The organism is Mesotoga sp., from assembly GCF_035363035.1.
In the GTDB taxonomy this organism is placed as follows: Bacteria; Thermotogota; Thermotogae; order Petrotogales; family Kosmotogaceae; genus Mesotoga.
Window position 1 is genome coordinate 1 of sequence record NZ_DAOSEH010000018.1, and the last position, 15,907, is coordinate 15,907.

Annotated in this window: 13 protein-coding genes; 12 read left to right on the top strand and 1 reads right to left on the bottom strand. The window is 54.9% G+C overall.

What is annotated here, in order from left to right; translation table 11 throughout:
- The first annotated feature begins 276 nt into the window (after nucleotides 1–276).
- The 12 genes from PKX57_RS04625 to PKX57_RS04680 are packed head-to-tail and all read left to right on the top strand — an operon-like array spanning nucleotide 277 to nucleotide 14,701.
- Nucleotides 277–3,681, top strand: coding sequence for a metallophosphoesterase (locus PKX57_RS04625; protein WP_472416212.1), 3,405 nt, complete (start codon nucleotides 277–279; stop codon nucleotides 3,679–3,681).
- Between the two features lie 13 nt (nucleotides 3,682–3,694).
- Nucleotides 3,695–4,516: a hypothetical protein gene (locus tag PKX57_RS04630; RefSeq protein ID WP_214047929.1), complete on the top strand. Its 822-nt coding sequence runs from the start codon at nucleotides 3,695–3,697 to the stop codon at nucleotides 4,514–4,516.
- A gap of 1 nt (nucleotide 4,517) precedes the next feature.
- A complete protein-coding gene (locus tag PKX57_RS04635; protein ID WP_472416214.1) occupies nucleotides 4,518–5,657 on the top strand; it encodes an ROK family transcriptional regulator in 1,140 nt (379 codons plus the stop codon).
- Between the two features lie 3 nt (nucleotides 5,658–5,660).
- Nucleotides 5,661–6,899: an ABC transporter substrate-binding protein gene (locus PKX57_RS04640; protein WP_472416216.1), complete on the top strand. Its 1,239-nt coding sequence runs from the start codon at nucleotides 5,661–5,663 to the stop codon at nucleotides 6,897–6,899.
- Between the two features lie 40 nt (nucleotides 6,900–6,939).
- Entirely contained in the window at nucleotides 6,940–8,175 is a 1,236-nt protein-coding gene (locus tag PKX57_RS04645) for a carbohydrate ABC transporter permease (protein ID WP_472416217.1), read from the top strand.
- A gap of 1 nt (nucleotide 8,176) precedes the next feature.
- On the top strand, nucleotides 8,177–9,013 hold the full coding sequence (locus PKX57_RS04650; protein ID WP_214075428.1) for an ABC transporter permease subunit: 837 nt from the start codon (nucleotides 8,177–8,179) through the stop codon (nucleotides 9,011–9,013).
- A gap of 20 nt (nucleotides 9,014–9,033) precedes the next feature.
- Nucleotides 9,034–10,098, top strand: coding sequence for an alkaline phosphatase (locus PKX57_RS04655; protein WP_472416219.1), 1,065 nt, complete (start codon nucleotides 9,034–9,036; stop codon nucleotides 10,096–10,098).
- Nucleotide 10,099: 1 nt separating this feature from the next.
- Nucleotides 10,100–10,861 carry an endonuclease/exonuclease/phosphatase family protein gene (locus PKX57_RS04660; protein ID WP_472416221.1) on the top strand — a complete coding sequence of 254 codons (762 nt, stop codon included), beginning with the start codon at nucleotides 10,100–10,102 and terminating at the stop codon, nucleotides 10,859–10,861.
- Nucleotides 10,858–11,961: an alkaline phosphatase family protein gene (locus tag PKX57_RS04665; RefSeq protein WP_472416223.1), complete on the top strand. Its 1,104-nt coding sequence runs from the start codon at nucleotides 10,858–10,860 to the stop codon at nucleotides 11,959–11,961. Before PKX57_RS04660 ends, PKX57_RS04665 begins: the two co-directional genes overlap by 4 nt.
- Complete coding sequence (locus tag PKX57_RS04670; RefSeq protein WP_472416225.1) at nucleotides 11,951–12,730, top strand: PHP domain-containing protein; 780 nt, start codon at nucleotides 11,951–11,953, stop codon at nucleotides 12,728–12,730. The genes PKX57_RS04665 and PKX57_RS04670 overlap by 11 nt, the downstream gene beginning before the upstream one ends.
- Nucleotides 12,718–13,728, top strand: a complete 1,011-nt coding sequence (locus PKX57_RS04675; protein ID WP_472416227.1) for a Gfo/Idh/MocA family protein — start codon at nucleotides 12,718–12,720, stop codon at nucleotides 13,726–13,728. The genes PKX57_RS04670 and PKX57_RS04675 overlap by 13 nt, the downstream gene beginning before the upstream one ends.
- Nucleotide 13,729: 1 nt before the next feature.
- On the top strand, nucleotides 13,730–14,701 hold the full coding sequence (locus tag PKX57_RS04680; protein ID WP_470745029.1) for a Gfo/Idh/MocA family protein: 972 nt from the start codon (nucleotides 13,730–13,732) through the stop codon (nucleotides 14,699–14,701).
- Nucleotides 14,702–14,803: 102 nt separating this feature from the next.
- On the opposite strand, the gene PKX57_RS04685 is transcribed toward PKX57_RS04680, so the two are convergent.
- Nucleotides 14,804–15,901 (bottom strand): ABC transporter ATP-binding protein, encoded by a 1,098-nt coding sequence (locus PKX57_RS04685; protein ID WP_472413954.1) that lies wholly within the window; start codon nucleotides 15,899–15,901, stop codon nucleotides 14,804–14,806.
- Between the last annotated feature and the right edge of the window lie 6 nt (nucleotides 15,902–15,907).

Sequence of the window (15,907 nt, forward strand, 5' to 3'; positions counted from 1 at the left end):
CTACAACAGACCACAGGAACCGGTCAGTCCCCATTTTCGCTCTCTCTTTTCTCTCCTCTTCTCGCCCTTTCGGTGGTTTATTAGTCTCGAGGTGAAACTAAATACCGGACGGCTCCCGTTGAGAAAAGGGGTGTTATTTCCGCGCGAGATGACCTGTAGTTTAGTCTGATCGAAATTCAACGGCTATAACGGTTTGGTTCGTCCAGTAGGTTAGTTGTAAAGTCTAATTGCTACCCCTGTCGGCTCATATTTTTGGTGTGGTATGGAGGTTTCTATATGAATTGGAAGAGATTTTTACTCGTTGTAGGAGCGATCCTGATCGTTCTGTCGGGATTTGCTTTCGAAGCGAAACTATTACCCTTCTGTACGAGCAGCATAGAGAGGATGCCGTGGCTCTTTGAAGATGTTCTCTATTTCGTCGGAAACAACTACGATATTTATCAGATCGTTCTGAAAGAGGACGGCAGCTGGGGCGAAATTAAACAGGTGGAGGGCGAGGTCAACACTCTGGCCAACGAGATCAGTCCGTGCGTGGTCCGGAGCGGCGATGATCTGGTCATGTATTTTGCCCGTTACAGCGACGCCACCGACTACGATTTCTTCAGAGCCGTTCTGGATATGAAGAGCGGTGAATGGATCGGTGTGACGCCGGTGAAGGAATTGAACACCGACACACAGGAATGGAAGATATGGGTCAACGAGGGCGAGACTCTGGCCTATATAACGACGAAGGGCTCGCACGGCGGCGTCGCTCCGGTCGGTGGAAGAGATATATGGATGTCCGAGAAGGTCGAGGGCAAGTGGACGACCCCTCTCAATGTGGCCGCCCTCAACACGGCTGGCGACGAGTGGTCGGTCTTCGTCGATCCGTTGGGCAGAATCTGGATCGACGGATCGAGGGAAGAGGTTCTCGGCGGCCACGATATATACTACTACGATCCGCAATCGAAGAAGATCGTCCATCCAGGTGAAGATATAAACACCATGTACAACGACAGGAGCGTCTGGACCGACGGAAAGACGCTGATTCTCTCTTCGAGCGACAGGAAGAGCGGCGCCGGAAGTTACGATCTGTACACTGTCGATCTGGAGGGCGAAGTGGCCCGGCCGGCCGTGGTCGTGGAGGCCAGGGAGGAGATAACTGCAACACCTGGCGATCTTCGCGCGTCGATGGACGGCAAGTACGTTCTCGAAGGCCAGACAGTGACCGTCGAAGGTGTTGCGCTGGTCTCGACGGGAGAGTGGCACGACAAGGCGAATTACTTCGCGATAGCCGACGCTTCGGCAGGGGTCTTCGTTTACGGGGCCGGTTTCATAGAGCCTTTCGTCAGGAAGGGAGACCTGGTTAGGGTGACGGGCACGCTCTCGATCGTGGGTTATTCCACCGATATCGGCAGTCTGGTGATTCTTCCCTCCGGTCCGGAGGATATCGTGGTCCTTTCGAACGATGCCGATCTGCCGGCGCCGAAGATCCTCTTCAGCGACACTTCCGGGGCAGCCCTGGCGTCTTATGAGGCCAGACCGGTGATGTTCTTCGGGAAAGTGAGCCAGTACGATAACGAGACCATCGCCAGGGGCTTCGCGATAGACGGCTCGAGCGATTCCGGGTACGACGATTCTAAAGGCGAGGTCAAGGTCAAATTCTATTCCTACGCGCAGATAGATATCTCGGGGCTGGAGAACGGCGATTACGCCTCCGTGAAGGGCGTCCTGGTACTCGACAAGGAAGGCAACTACTACGTGAGGCCGACCGAAAAAAGCGACATAAGCGAGCTTCAGCGGAACCGGCTGATCTTTCTCTCTACGGTTGCCGACAGAACTCTCGTTGCAGAGGAAGTCCCGCAGGAGGAGGGGAGCGAGGCAGGCAATGGCCAGATCCTTGAGAGCGCGGCCGACAGGATCTTCGCCAGCGCGTCGGACGGAAGGTTGTTTCTTTCGGCGTACTCCGTCGGGGGGACTCGAGCCGGCAACGGCCCCGCGATATACGAATACATCGACGGAGCGCTGGTAAAGCTCGCACTGCCGGGCGAGGCCGAGTACCCCGACGTGAAAGGGAATAAACTCGTTTTCGCCTGCAGAATCTCGCCAGATGATCTGAACTCCAGCTGGGAGATCTATCATCTCGACCTTGAATCGAAGAAGCTGCAAAAACTTCTCGCTTCTCCCAGCGACGAGATCGAGCCCGTACTCTCTCCGGACGGGGAAAGGGTGGTCTTTTCCAGACAGGCCAACGGCCGCTGGGAACTGGTCGAGCTTGAGACGGCCTCTGGCAGGGAGAGTGTGATTGAAGTCAACGCCAAGTCGGGCGACTTTTCGTCCGACGGCGGGGAACTGGTTTTCCAGCATCTCGACGAAAGCTGGGATCTCGTTGAACTCTCGAAACTGGACAGCCCTATCGGACTTTCCCGGAGAAAACTTCTGGCCACTCCCTTTGACGAAACATCTCCGGCAGTTAATGACGACTCTAACTTGATAGCCTTCGTAGCCGACTATCGCGGTAAGGGTGAAGTCTTCCTGCTGGATACGACCACCGGAGAGGTGAGACCCCTCTTCGCGGAGGTCACAGAGTCGAAGAATCCCTTCTGGATAGACGCTGAACTCGGCGTTGCGAAGCGGTCGGAAACCGGCTGGGAAATGGCGATCGTCGAAGTTGCGGAAGAAAAAATCGGGCCTTTTGAAGAAGTCGAGAATTTTCTCCACAAGCCGCGCCTGACATCGCCGGCCATGGTGGATCTAAATGAAGTTCGATTCGAGATAAGTCTGAAAGAGGGTTTCGTGCCGGTGAAGGCCTACCTTCAAGGGGGAGGCCGGACGATACCGGTGATGTGCAACGGTAACGACGCGATAGTTACAGGCAGCGCTGCCGCCGGTCTTTACGATCTGAGGATCGTAGCGCGGAGCGCCTCCGGTTACCACTCCTGGGTAGAGCCCAAGAGCGTCTATCTCGGCGATAGCTCCCGGACGGTTCGGATCGTCCAGCTCACCGACATTCATCTGGGCCTGGTGAAAAAGCCGGAGAACCGCGAAGGGTTCATAAAGTTGCTCGAGGGTGCGAAGAGCGAAGAGCCGACGATGATAGTCATTACCGGAGACGTTTCCGATGCGGCCCAGTACTATCCGGACGATTACGCCTTCCTCAGGAGCGCGCTTATCGAGCACGCCGAATGTCCGGTCTTTGTGATACCCGGAAACCACGACAGCCAGAGGGCCGGAAAGGTCGTCGGAAAGGAAGTGTGGACGGAGCTCTTCGGCGAGCTCTACTTCGGCTTCGAGTGGGGCGGATGGCGCTATATCTTTCTGGACACGGGAGACTCCGATTACGGTCTGGTCAGCGGCATGGTGTCGGAGGAACAGATGGACTGGTTGAGGCGAGAGGTCGGCAAAGACCGAAAGAAGACGGTTCTCTTCGCCCACCACAACCCCTTCGACACGAGGTGGAGTTTCTTCGAAAAGGAGTCGAACCGGCAGGAGCTGGTCGAAGTTCTGGAGGGTGGAAACTTGATGCTTGCCCTCTTCGGCCACAGGCATTCCGACGCGATAGATTACCACGATGAAATACTTGCCATCACCACAAGAAAGAGTCTCGAAGGTTCCGCGCTTAGCTACAGGTTAGTGATTCTCGATAGAGAGGGAATCGTTAAGATCTCGCAAGAGTTACCGAAAGCTTCAAAATCGATGTGAGAGAGGTGATTTTATGCGTAAGGCTGTACTGATCGTTCTGGTTATGGCGATAGCCGTCTCCCTTCTGGCTTTCGAGGCCAAAAATCTGCCCGTGAACACCGAGGGCATAGAGCGAATGCCATGGCTTCACGGGAATACGCTGTACTTCGTGGCTGGCAGCTACGACATTTACCGTGCCGAGAGACTGGCCGACGGCTCCTGGGGACCGAGGGAACCGGTGCCAGGGGAAATCAACACAGAGGCTAACGAAATAAGCCCCTGCATCGTCGAGAGGGATGGAACTCTGGTCATGTACTTCGCCCGGTACACAGGCACCGAAAGGGATTACGACTTTTTCATGGCGGTTTTTGATCCGGTCGAAGGCCTCTGGAAGAATCCGGTGATGATACCCGAGCTGAGCACCGAAACCCAGGAATGGGACATATGGGTCAGTAGCGATGAGAGGGTGGCTTATCTTACCACCAAGGGAAAGTTCGGCGATGTCGAAATAGTGGGTAAGAGAGACGTCTGGAAATCCGTGAAGGTCGATGGAAAGTGGAGTCTGCCGGTTCTGGTCAGAGAGGTCTCGACCGACGGCGACGAGTGGTCGGTCTTTGTCGATCCGCTGGGCAGGATCTGGGTCGATGGCGCCAGAAGCGACGCTTACGGCAGCTACGACATCTACTATTACGATCCTTCGCTCTCTCTGGTGATCCACGTCGAGAAGGACGTCAACTCTATCTACAACGAAAGAAGCGTCTGGACAGACGGCAAGACTCTGATCTTCACATCGGCCGATAGAAATACCGGAATGGGCGGCTACGACATCTACATAACCGATCTGGGAGAAGAGTGATTTGCTTCAATTGAACGATACCGAGAGGACGGTCCTTGCCTGCCTGTGGCGCCAGGACGGCCTTTCTCGCGCCAGAATAACGGCGCTCACAAAACTGAGCAAGGCGACAATCTCGAGGGTCGTGAACCAGCTGATGGAAAAGCGATTGCTCGCCGAGCAGGAAGTCGAGCCGAGAAAGACCCGGGGACGTCCTTCGACGCCGCTCACTCTCGACGGAAATTCAAGATCGGTCGGCGGGGTGAACATCCGCTCCAACTGCTTCGATGTTTCGCTGGGCGATCTTTCCGGAAGGATCAAAGATTTTTTCAGTATCGGACATGGAAGAACCGATGTGGAAGAGGGGCTGGCGGCTTTGCCCGAGAGGCTTATAGAGAGGGGAGTAGAGCTGGACAGGCTCGTCTCTTTCAGCATCGTCACTCCGGGAATTGTTGAAAGGGCGACGGCCTCGGTCACGAACGCCTTCTACACAGGCGGGGAAAGAGTCTTTCTCGGAGAGAAACTCGGCCCTCTCGACTGTCCGGTGACGGTCGAAAACGACGCCAATTCCCTAATATACTCGGAGATCCTCTTCGGCAGAGTCCGGGAGACCGACATCCTCTATATAGACAAAGGCTTCGGCTCTTCGCTGGTGATCGACGGCAGGGTTTTCAGAGGGCCTCACGGGAGTGCCGGGGAGCTCGGGCATCTCCAGCTCGATCCCCGCGGACCGCTCTGCTGGTGCGGGAAGAGAGGCTGTCTCTCGGCCTACTTCGCCAAAGAGAGTCTTATGGAAATGTTCTCCTTTCACCTTAACGAGTCTCATCTGAAACAACCCGAGAGGGCGCTGCTGGGAGTTCTGAGCCAGGAGTACGCCGTATCCTCCGACAGAAAGTTCGCCGAGGTCTTCGAGCAGTTGCTGGACCTTCTCGGTGCGGCGATAGCCAACGTGGTCGATTTTCTCGGTGTAGAAACGGTCGTGTTGAACAACCAGAACCCGGTATACAATTCCAGAACTTTCGATTACCTGAGAGAGTACATCTTCACCACGGCGATAAAGAGAAAGAATCTGAGGTTCGAAACTGTAACGGTATCTACGGAAAGGCTGATGCTGGTACCGCTGGCAGTGGCTCTTTCCGCTTTGCTTGAAAAACAGGAGGTGTGAATTATGAAGAGAGTTCTGTCGATACTTTTCATGGTGGTGCTTCTAGTCTCTCCGATCATCGCGAAGACGACGATCACCCACTGGATGCATTACTCCCCGGCCCGTGTTGAGCTTATACTGGAGATGGTCGAAGAATTCATGGCAGCCAACCCCGATATCGAGATCGAGCTGCAGGCCATTCCAGAGGGGGAGTACAAGACCAAGTTGCTCGCCGCCCTTGCGGCCGGGAGCGGCCCAGACGTCGCCCAGATCCCTTCGAACGCTATGACTGAGTTTTACAACTACGGTTTGATTCAGCCTTTCCCCGAAAGTGTCGTCACTCCTGAAAGTATCATCAACGACTACATACCGGCCGCGGTCGAAAAGCTGGTAATAGAGGGAGAGGTCTATGGTGTTCCCACCGATGTCCAGACTATTGTTCTCTTCTACAATCCCGTCCTTTTCGAAGCGGCCGGACTCGATCCGAACAGACCACCGCAGGATTGGAACGAGCTGATTGAATACGCGCGAAAGACCACGATCTGGCAGGACGGCAAGATGGTGCAATCTGGCTGGGGAATAGCAGGCTATCATCCGGTTGTCGAGACCTTCATGCGCCAAGCCGGAGCCACTTTCTGGGATGAAAGCGGCGAAAAGATAGTTTTCGAAGAGGCCCAGCTCGAAGCTTTGAAGTTCATCACCGATGCGGTGAAGGTCGAGAAGGTCTATGTTCCCGAGTTCGGAAGCAGATGGACCGGTTTCAAGCAGATCAAACAGGCCATGGTCTTCGGTCACGGCGCCATGGTCGGTTCGTTCCTGAGCACGGGAAGCAAGGATCTGCTCTTCAAGACGGCGCTCGCTCCGGCCCACCCGGGAACCGGTTCGAGAGCCAACGTTATAACCAACTGGGCGCTTGTTATAATGAGCGATACCGACGACAGCGAGGCCGCCGCGAAGTGGCTGACCTACATAACCTCGGCCGACGCGCAGAAGAAGTGGATGCTGAAGACCGGAGAACTCCCTTCGCTGAAGAAGGTTCTCGAAGATCCCGAGCTGCTCTCCAACGATCTTTATGTGCCAATTTTCGAGTCTCTAAAATACGCCGTGCCGACCTTCTCAAGGGGCTGGGCCGATCCGGCTTCGGAGCTGCGGGAGATAGCCTACAACGAGATCATAAACAACAACATGGATCCGAAAACCGCACTGGAGAAGGCGATAAAAGAGATCAACATTTATCTCGAGGAGACTTTCAGTCAGTTCTGACTCAAGGGCCTGAAAAGGCCCTTGATTGGAGGTAGAAGGTATGGTGTCGGGTAAACGCAAAGTGATGTTTTTCACGGGAATACTGCTGATGGCGTTATCGCTTTTCCTGCCCTTCGCGAGCGGTAAAGAAAGTCTGATGGCCTGGGACTTCTCTCTGGCCGGCGTCAGTCTGCCGTTCATCATGGTTCCGCTCGCTCTGGCCTGTATTGCGGCCTTCACGTTCGGAAAGGTTTTTCTGACGCTCGCTCTTTCGCTGGCCCTGTTGCTTCTCGATCTCGCCTGCCTCTTTTCTAAGGAGCAGTGGAAACCGGCCCTGAAGTCCAAGTTCTTTCTGGATTTCTTCAAAGTGGCCGGGGCGGGCTGGTATCTCCTCGCCGCCGGCGCTCTGCTGATAGTCGTGGCTGCGATAACGCTTTTCAGAGACCGTAAGAGGGCACCGTACCTTTTTCTTCTGCCCATGCTGGCGGGAATAGGTTTTTTGACGTTCTTTCCGGCCCTCTTCGCGCTTTTTATAAGTTTCAGAAGGTGGAACATACTGATCGCGAACAAGCCCTTCGTGGGTCTGGCCAACTTCGAAAAGGCCTTCTCTGACGAGTACTTCTGGCGGTCGATCTGGATAAGTTTCAAGTACGCTCTGGGCGTGATTCCAGCGAAGATACTGATAGCTTTCTTCTTCGCCTTTCTGATATACGCCATCCCGAAGTTCAAGGGCTTTTTCAGGGTCGTTTACTTCCTACCGACCGTCACTTCCGTCGTGGCGGTGAGCGTCATCTGGAACTGGATATACAACCCCTACTACGGCGTGGCGAACTATGTGCTAAGCGTATTCGGCATACCGCCGGTCAACTGGCTCGGCGATCCCAAAACTGCCATCTGGGCCGTCGCTGCCGTCGCCGTCTGGCGGGGAGTGGGTTATGATATCATCATCTTTCTGGCAGGGCTCAACGATATACCCAGAACCACGGTTGAAGCCTCGCAGATCGACGGCGCGAACGGCTGGCAGAGACTGAGGTATATACTGATCCCGCTGATGAAGCCGTCGCTCGTCTTCGTGTTCATAACCTCCACGATCGGTGCGATACAGGTTTTCTCGGAGATTTATATGATGACCGGCGGCAACGCCGAAACGAAAACGGCCGTTTATTACATCTGGGAATACGGTTTCAGCAGGCTTCAAATGGGCTATGCCAGTACGATGTCGCTAATCCTCTTCGCGATCATACTTACGATCTCCCTTATACAGATGAGAGTAACACGGCTTCTAAAGGAGGAATGAGATGGCTTCCAGAAGAACTTCAAAGGTCGTTCTTTACACGCTGGCGTATGCTCTTTTGATCATCTTCGCCTTCATAATGCTGATGCCCTTCGTCTGGATGCTTCTCTCGACTTTCAAGGATCAGAGAGAGCTATTCGAGTTTCCGCCGAAGTTCCTGCCGAAGAAGCTCACTTTGAACAATTACATAGAAGTATTCAAGACCGTCCCCTTCGTAAGGTACTATCTCAACAGTCTCCTGGTAACCTTCTCCTCGGTCGTTCTGAACCTCTTCTCTTCGAGTCTGGCCGGTTACGCCTTCGCCAAGTACCGTTTCAAAGGCCGGGAGATTATCTTCAAGGTCATACTGGGGGCGATGATGATACCCTTCCCGGTAACCATCATTCCGCTTTATATAATGGTCTACGATCTAGGACTGGTCGATTCTTACTTTGCACTGATAATAACCGGTTCGGTGAGTATCTTCGGTACTTTCCTGATGAGGCAATTCATCGTCAACATACCCGACGATCTACTCGACGCCGCACGAATAGATGGATCTTCCGAGTTCGGTACCTACGTACGGATCATCCTGCCAAATCTGAAGGCGCCGCTATCGGCGCTGGCCGTTTTCTCCTTCATGTCGACCTGGAACGCCTTCCTTTGGCCTTTGCTAGTAGTTAACGACGACAGGCACAGGACCGTGCAGCTGGGCGTTCAATTCTTCACACAGAGGTATGGAGACCTGATACACTTGCAGATAACGGCTGCCGCCATGGCCATTATTCCGATAATAGTGTTGTACCTCTTCCTGCAGAGGCAGTTCATTCAGGGTATAACCATGACTGGTCTCAAAGGTTAAGAAAGGAGAGAATTCTGTCGATGAGAGTTTTGCTGTTTGCTTTACTGCTGTCGATCGTCTCGCTGTCTTTCGCCGCGCCGGATAACGTGGTTCTTGTCGTCGGCGACGGTATGGGCTTCAACCATCTCTTCCTCTCGGAACTGCTCTACGGGGAGAATCCGGCGACGAGACTCTTCAGGGTCTCCCTCGGTCTAAATTCGCCTGTAGATGCCCTGATAACCGACTCGGCCGCCGCGGCCACCGCCCTTTTCTCCGGAGTCAGAACGGTCAACAACGCCGCCGGGCTCGATCCATCGGGCAACCCCGTGCAGTCGGTGGCAACGGTGCTGAAAGAGAGGGGCTGGAAGGTCGCGATGATAACCAACGCCAGATATTACGACGGCACGCCTGCCGCTTTCTACGCGCACGCCTTCAGAACCGACGATCTCCAGATAACCGAGGATCTAATAGCCTGCGATATAGATCTCTTCGTAGCCGGCGGACTGGAAAAACTCGGCCTGAACCCCTTCACCGGAAAGCCAAAAAAGAACGGAGCGCTCGAGAGACTGGCAGCCAGTGGTTACGGCGTTTACGGCCTGCAGTTCGAAAAGCTTTTCGAACCTATCGGCGAGAAGAAGGGGAGCATGGCCTTCGTCTCGATGGGCGACAACAGCTTCGAAAACGTTTTACTGCCCAACGAGATGCCTCTGCCTGAGATCGTCCGCAAGAGCCTCGAATTGATCGCCGGGCCGAGACTCTTTCTGGTGGTCGAGGCGGCCAGGATAGACGACGCTTCGCACATAAACGACGATGCGGCGGTCAAGGCCGAGCTGCTTGCCTTCCAGAAGACCGTCGGGTTGCTTCTGGACAGCTTCGACCACTCGAGGACTCTCTTCCTGATACTGGCCGATCACGAGACCGGCGGCCTGAGTATAATCATGGGCGACGAGAGGGCGATCAACCTCGAAATCGCCTGGTGCAGCGGAGACCACACGGCCTCTTACGTGCCGATCCTCTCTTACGGAGCCGGGAGCGAGAGCTTCTCCGGCTTTCTCCATCTGAGCGATGTTCACAGAATACTTCTGGAGATTCTGGGGGTGAAGTGAGATGAAAAAAGCTCTGATCTGTCTCTTCCTTTTGCTTGGAATGACATCAATGGCCCTGACGCTGAAGGTGATGACCTACAACATTCGCCACGCCAGGGGGATCGACGATGTCGTCGACCTGCAGAGGATAATAGACGTCGTCCTTTCCGAAGAGCCAGACATCCTTATACTCAACGAAGTCGATCAGGGCAATCCGAGAACGGCCGGAGCGCACCAGGCCGGGGAGATCGCCGAAGCGCTCGGCATGAACCTCTTCTTCGGGCCAACCGAAGAGACGAGCTATTACGGCAACGCCGTACTCTCCAGGTTCGAGATAGTCCAAGCCAGTAGCGTCACCCTGCCCCAGCCGAAGTGGCTAAATGCCGCAAAGCGCGGGGCGGCCATCGTGACTGTCGATATAGATGGAGTGCAGGTTCTGGTGGTAGGCACCCATCTCGGTCTGGCCGGCATAAAGGAGATCGAGACCGAGCTGGGCGCGATCTACTCCATAGTGCTGGAAAGCGGCTTGCCGGCGATAGTGGCCGGAGACTTCAACGTAGAGTATTTCGATCTCGATAACCGCATGAAGGAAGTGATAGAGGACCTGAGATCGGTGAACCATTCGCTGGGTATCGACCTGCATACGATACCTTCGAACAACCCCGGCCCGCAGATCGACTATATCCTGGCAAGCCGTGAATTCCGGCCGGTCAACGTCTACACCGTCCCCTCGCCGGCCTCCGATCACCTGCCGGTTGTGGCTTTACTGGAGATGGAAAGATGAAACCGCGGTTGCTTTTCATAACCGTCGACGCGCTCGGTCCGGAAATCCTCGCGCGGGCAAGGGCGCCGGTGATGAAGCGGATAATGGAGGAAGGGTTGTCTGTTCAGAGGGCGACTTCCCACTTCCCCACGCTTACGACGCCTATGATGAGCACCATACTCACCGGCTGCCTCCCCGACCGTCATGGAATCGAGTGTAATACCAGACTGGATCTGGCGACAGGCAGGGTGAGGGGAAGGTTGCGCGATCTGAAAGTGGCGACGATAGGCGATATACTGGTCGAGAACGGTTACAGGGTGGCCTCGGTACAGCATTTCATGCTCGAAGGACGTCCAGGAATTACCTACACCCAGACCGACGGGGGCGATACGACGGGGATGACGCGTCTCATCGCCGGTTGCATGGAGGAATTCGACGCCGTCTTCACGATTTTTCAGGCCGTGGATGCGGCCGGTCACAGATTCGGCCCTTTCCACGAAAGGACTCTGGCCGAGGTTGAAAAGATAGACGCGGCGATCGGCAGGCTTCTGGAGGTCTGGAAGGGAAGGGAGTTTCTCCTGGTTATCTCCTCGGATCATTCGATGAGCTACGCCGACAGGGCAAGCGGTTTTTCGATCGAGGAGTTCTTCGCCTCCATGAATTTGAAGGCGACCTTCCTGAGCGAGGGCGATTCACCCTCGAAGATCGACGTTGCGATGCTTAGATACCCCACCGTGCCGATCTTTCTTCTGAGCGAGAGAGCCAGGGACCTTCGCCTGGAGATAGTCGATCGTCTGAGAAACGAGAGAGAACTCTGGCGCGTCTATTCTAAAGAAGAGTTGAAGAGCCTTGGCAACGGCCGTTACGGAGATATAGCCTGCACTCTGAACAAAGGCGTGACCACGGCCGGTGCGCTGGTGGAAACGGGGGGATTCGGCTATCATGGAACCGAGGGCGAGGAGGGAACCGTGATCGCTTTCCAGGGTAGTATGTTGAAAAGCCGTAGAATACCGGCGGCAAGACTGGCCGATATCGTACCGACGACACTGAGGATTCTCTCGATAGAAAGCGAAAGGAAATTCGATGGTGAAAACATCTGGAGCTGTGATGATGGGCGTTGATTTTGACTTTCACATTCATACGGTCTTTTCCGATGGTTCGATGTCCTTCGAAGAGCTTCTGACTGCGCTAAAACGTGCCGGCCTGTCGAAATGCGGGATAACCGATCACTTCGAAACGGGGTTGCCCCATTCTGTGGCCGTGTCGGAAGCCCATTATATGGACCTCTTCAACAGGTTCAAAAAGGAAGCGGAAAATTCTGGCATAGAAGTCTTTCTTGGTGGCGAGACGGGGCTGGGACCGGACGGTTTGATGCTTCCGACTGGGGCGCCACCTTTCGATTTCTTGATCGCCAGCGTACACAGGGTAAACGGAAGACATAAAAGCGAATCCGACTACTGGAGAGAGTACAGGACTTACATAGAGCGCGGAATAGAAAAGGGAGGCTTTCAGGTTCTAGGTCATGTCGAGGGATACCTTCCCCTGACGCCTCTTGGAGCTAACGGCGAGACCTTCGATGAAAGGCGCGAGATCGAGCGTTACTACGCCACGAAGTATCTCACCCTCGACTGGTACGCCTCGATAGCTCCGGTCCTCGTAAAGAGCGGCGTGGCCGTGGAGATTCACGAGATGTCCGCATCGCCCAGGCTGGAGGTGATCGATCTCCTACAGCGCAGGGGCGTGAGGTTCTCTTACGGAACCGATTCGCACTGTCCGGAACAGCTTTTGAAGAGAGAGTTCATAACCAGAGTGTTGTATTGCATCGGATTGAACGAAGCCGATATATTCAAACCGGAAGAGAGAAAAGGAGGAGCGAGATGCACTCTATAGCGATACTTGGAGCGGGGATGATGGGGAACGTCCACGCGAGGGCCTACAAGGCCATCGATCAAAAAAATTCCCTCTGGATAGTCGATCCGGTCGAAAGCAGGGCGAAGGCGATCTCCGACAAATATGGAGCGACCGTCGCCAGTTTCGAGGAAGTTCTGGGAAAGGGCGGCGTGGATATAGTGGATATCTGTACGCCGACATTTATGCACAGGGAGCTTGCCGTCAGGGCGCTGGAGGCCGGCAAGCACGTTTTCTGCGAAAAGCCCGTGGCGCTCAAGATCGAAGACGCCAGGGCGATGGACTGGGCGGCCAAAAAGAGCGGCAGGAAGTTCATGGTGGGCCACGTAGTAAGATTTTTTCCGCAGTACGCAAGAGTGGGGGAGCTCGCGGCCGCCGGAGACGTCGGTGAAATCGTCATGGCAAGAGTTTACAGGGGAGGTTCCTTCCCATCTCACGGCGTAGGCAACTGGTTCGCAAATACAGCCAAGAGCGGCGGCGTCTTCGTAGATCTCTCCATACACGATTTCGACTTTCTCAGAAAACTGCTGGGTCCGGTGAAGACCGTCGAAGCTAGGTCCGTAGCGCTGAGCTCGGAGAGGAAGAAGGACTCTTTCGATCATGGCATGGCGATTCTGAGGTTCGAATCCGGCGCCCTGGCGCACATCGAAGGCAGCTGGGCCGAACCGGCCGGGATGCCTGTCAACTTCGGAACGTTCTACGAGTTCGTCGGCACTAAGGGAATGATAACCAACAGCTACGAGAGAGAGACGACGCTTCGTCTGCAAACCTCGATCGACGGAAAGCCGAAATACTCGCAGGAGAATCCGGCCTATTTCGATCCGTACACCGAAGAATTGAAGTCTTTCATACTCTCGATTGAGGAAGACAGGGAAGTCTCCGTTAACGGGCAAGAGGCCATAGAATCGTTGAGAGTCGCGCTGGCGGCCAACCTGTCGGCAGAACTGCTCAGACCGGTCGAACTTTCGGAGGTGTTTTGAGATGACGAAAATCGCGATCCTCGGTATTGCTCATATGCACGGTTACAGCTATGCGAGAGCCTTGAAGGGAATGAATGATATAGAGATAGCGGGGCTTTACGACGAGGACAGGTCCAGGATGAACAGGGCCTGCGAAGATCTCGGAATTAAGCCCTGCGAACATCCCGAAGAACTCGTCGCCGGGAGCGACGGCGTGATAGTGACCAGCGAGAACTCGACGCACAGGAAGTTCGTAGAGATCGCTGCCGGAGCTGGAAAACACGTTCTCTGCGAAAAGCCGATCGCGACGACCGTGGAAGACGCGGAGGCGATGATCGAGGTCTGCCGCAGGAACAACGTGAAGCTCCAAATGGCCTTCCCGGTGAGGTACAGCGCTTCGGTGAGAAAGGCCAGAGAGATCGTCTCGGGAGGTCTGCTGGGCGAGGTAGTTAGTCTGGTGGGAACCAACCACGGGAGAATGCCGGGCGGCTGGTTCATAGACCCCGTTCTGGGCGGTGGCGGCGCCGTTATGGACCACACCGTGCACGTGGTGGATATAGTGAGGTGGCTTCTGAATTGCGAGTTCACACAGGTTTACGCCACTTACGGCACCATGATACACGACATACCGGTCGAAGATTGCGGGCTGGAGATGTTCAAACTCTCGACGGGCCAGTACATGACGCTCGATTGCAGCTGGTCGAGACCGAAGGCCCATCCTTACTGGGGAGACGTAACGCTTCACATAGTCGGAACTGAGGGAACGCTCTTTCTGGATGTCTTCAATTCGAAGATCGAGGTCTATTCCAACGAAAAGGGCGGCCGATGGGACAACTACGGCGACAATCTCGATTCGCTCATGATAGAGGAGTTCCTGAAGGTCCTGAGGGAGGGCAAAGAGCCTTTCACTGACGGAAACGACGGCCTGCAGTCGCTCAAAGCCGTAACGGCCGCGTACAAGAGCTTCAGAGAGGGCAAAGTAGTGGAAATCTGAAGAGCAGGAAAGAGGAGGAGAGAGAGGAAGAGAGAGGAAGAGAGAGGGCGCTTTCTCGTGAGCGGAGCGAACTCTCGATGCTTTCGTCTTCCATAGGTACCGTTAATCGTCTCTGTCGGGCAGGGCCTTGACCAAATTGGGTATGATCCCTATCGAGACTCCTTCGCCCTCGGCGAAGACCTTTTTCTCGGCGGGGTTGTCTATCTGCACAAGAATCTCGCCGCGGTCGGTCGATACGAAGGACTCAAGACTGCCGCCGAGATAGATGTTCGTGTTGACTCTGCCTTCGATCATGCCGGCGCCGGGTTCGAGAAGTTTGAGCGATTCCGGCCTGGCCATTATTACGCCTCTATCGCCCGGTTTCAGCTCCGGAGAGAACTTTCCGACTTCGAAAACCCTGTCTTCGAATCTCACGCTGCACCTGCCGTCGACGGCCGTTATCTCGACCGGGAGGAAGGCCACTTTGCCCACGAAACCGGCCACGAACTTGGAGTCGGGGTCTTCGTAGATCCTGTCTGGCGAGCCTATCTGTCTTACGAAGCCGTTTTTCATCACTATAATCCTGTCTGAAAGGCTCATCGCCTCGACCCTGTCGTGGGTGACGTAGATCGTGGTTATCCCCAGAGACTTCTGAATCCGTTTTATCTCGAGCCTCATCTGCTCCCTGAGAAGCGCGTCTAGATTTGAGAGCGGCTCGTCCAGCAGGAGAACGGAAGGCTCGACGATCAGACTCCTGGCCAGCGCCACCCTCTGCTGCTGACCGCCCGAGAGCTTGGAGGGCGGCCGCTGGGCGAGATCTCTCAGGCCGACGAGTCCCAGCGTATTCATGACTTTTTCCTTTATCTGTTTAGAAGGCACCTTTCTCAACTTCAGGCCGTAGGCGACGTTGTCGAAGACGTTCATGTGCGGGAAGAGCCCGTAGCTCTGGAAAACGGTCGCCGTGTCTCTCTTGTTTGGAGGGAGAAAGGTGATATCTTCGTTTCCCAGAAAGATCCTGCCCTTCGTGGGAAGTTCGAATCCCCCTATCATTCTAAGCGTGGTGGTCTTGCCGCACCCCGAAGGCCCCAGGAGAGTGACGAGTTCTCCCGGTTCGATTTCGAAGTTCGCGTCGTTCACTGCGACGACGTCGGCCTTTCCTCTTAGGTCTTTGAAGATCTTCGTTACGCTTTCTATTCTCACCGAAACGGAAGCCTTTGACATTCAACC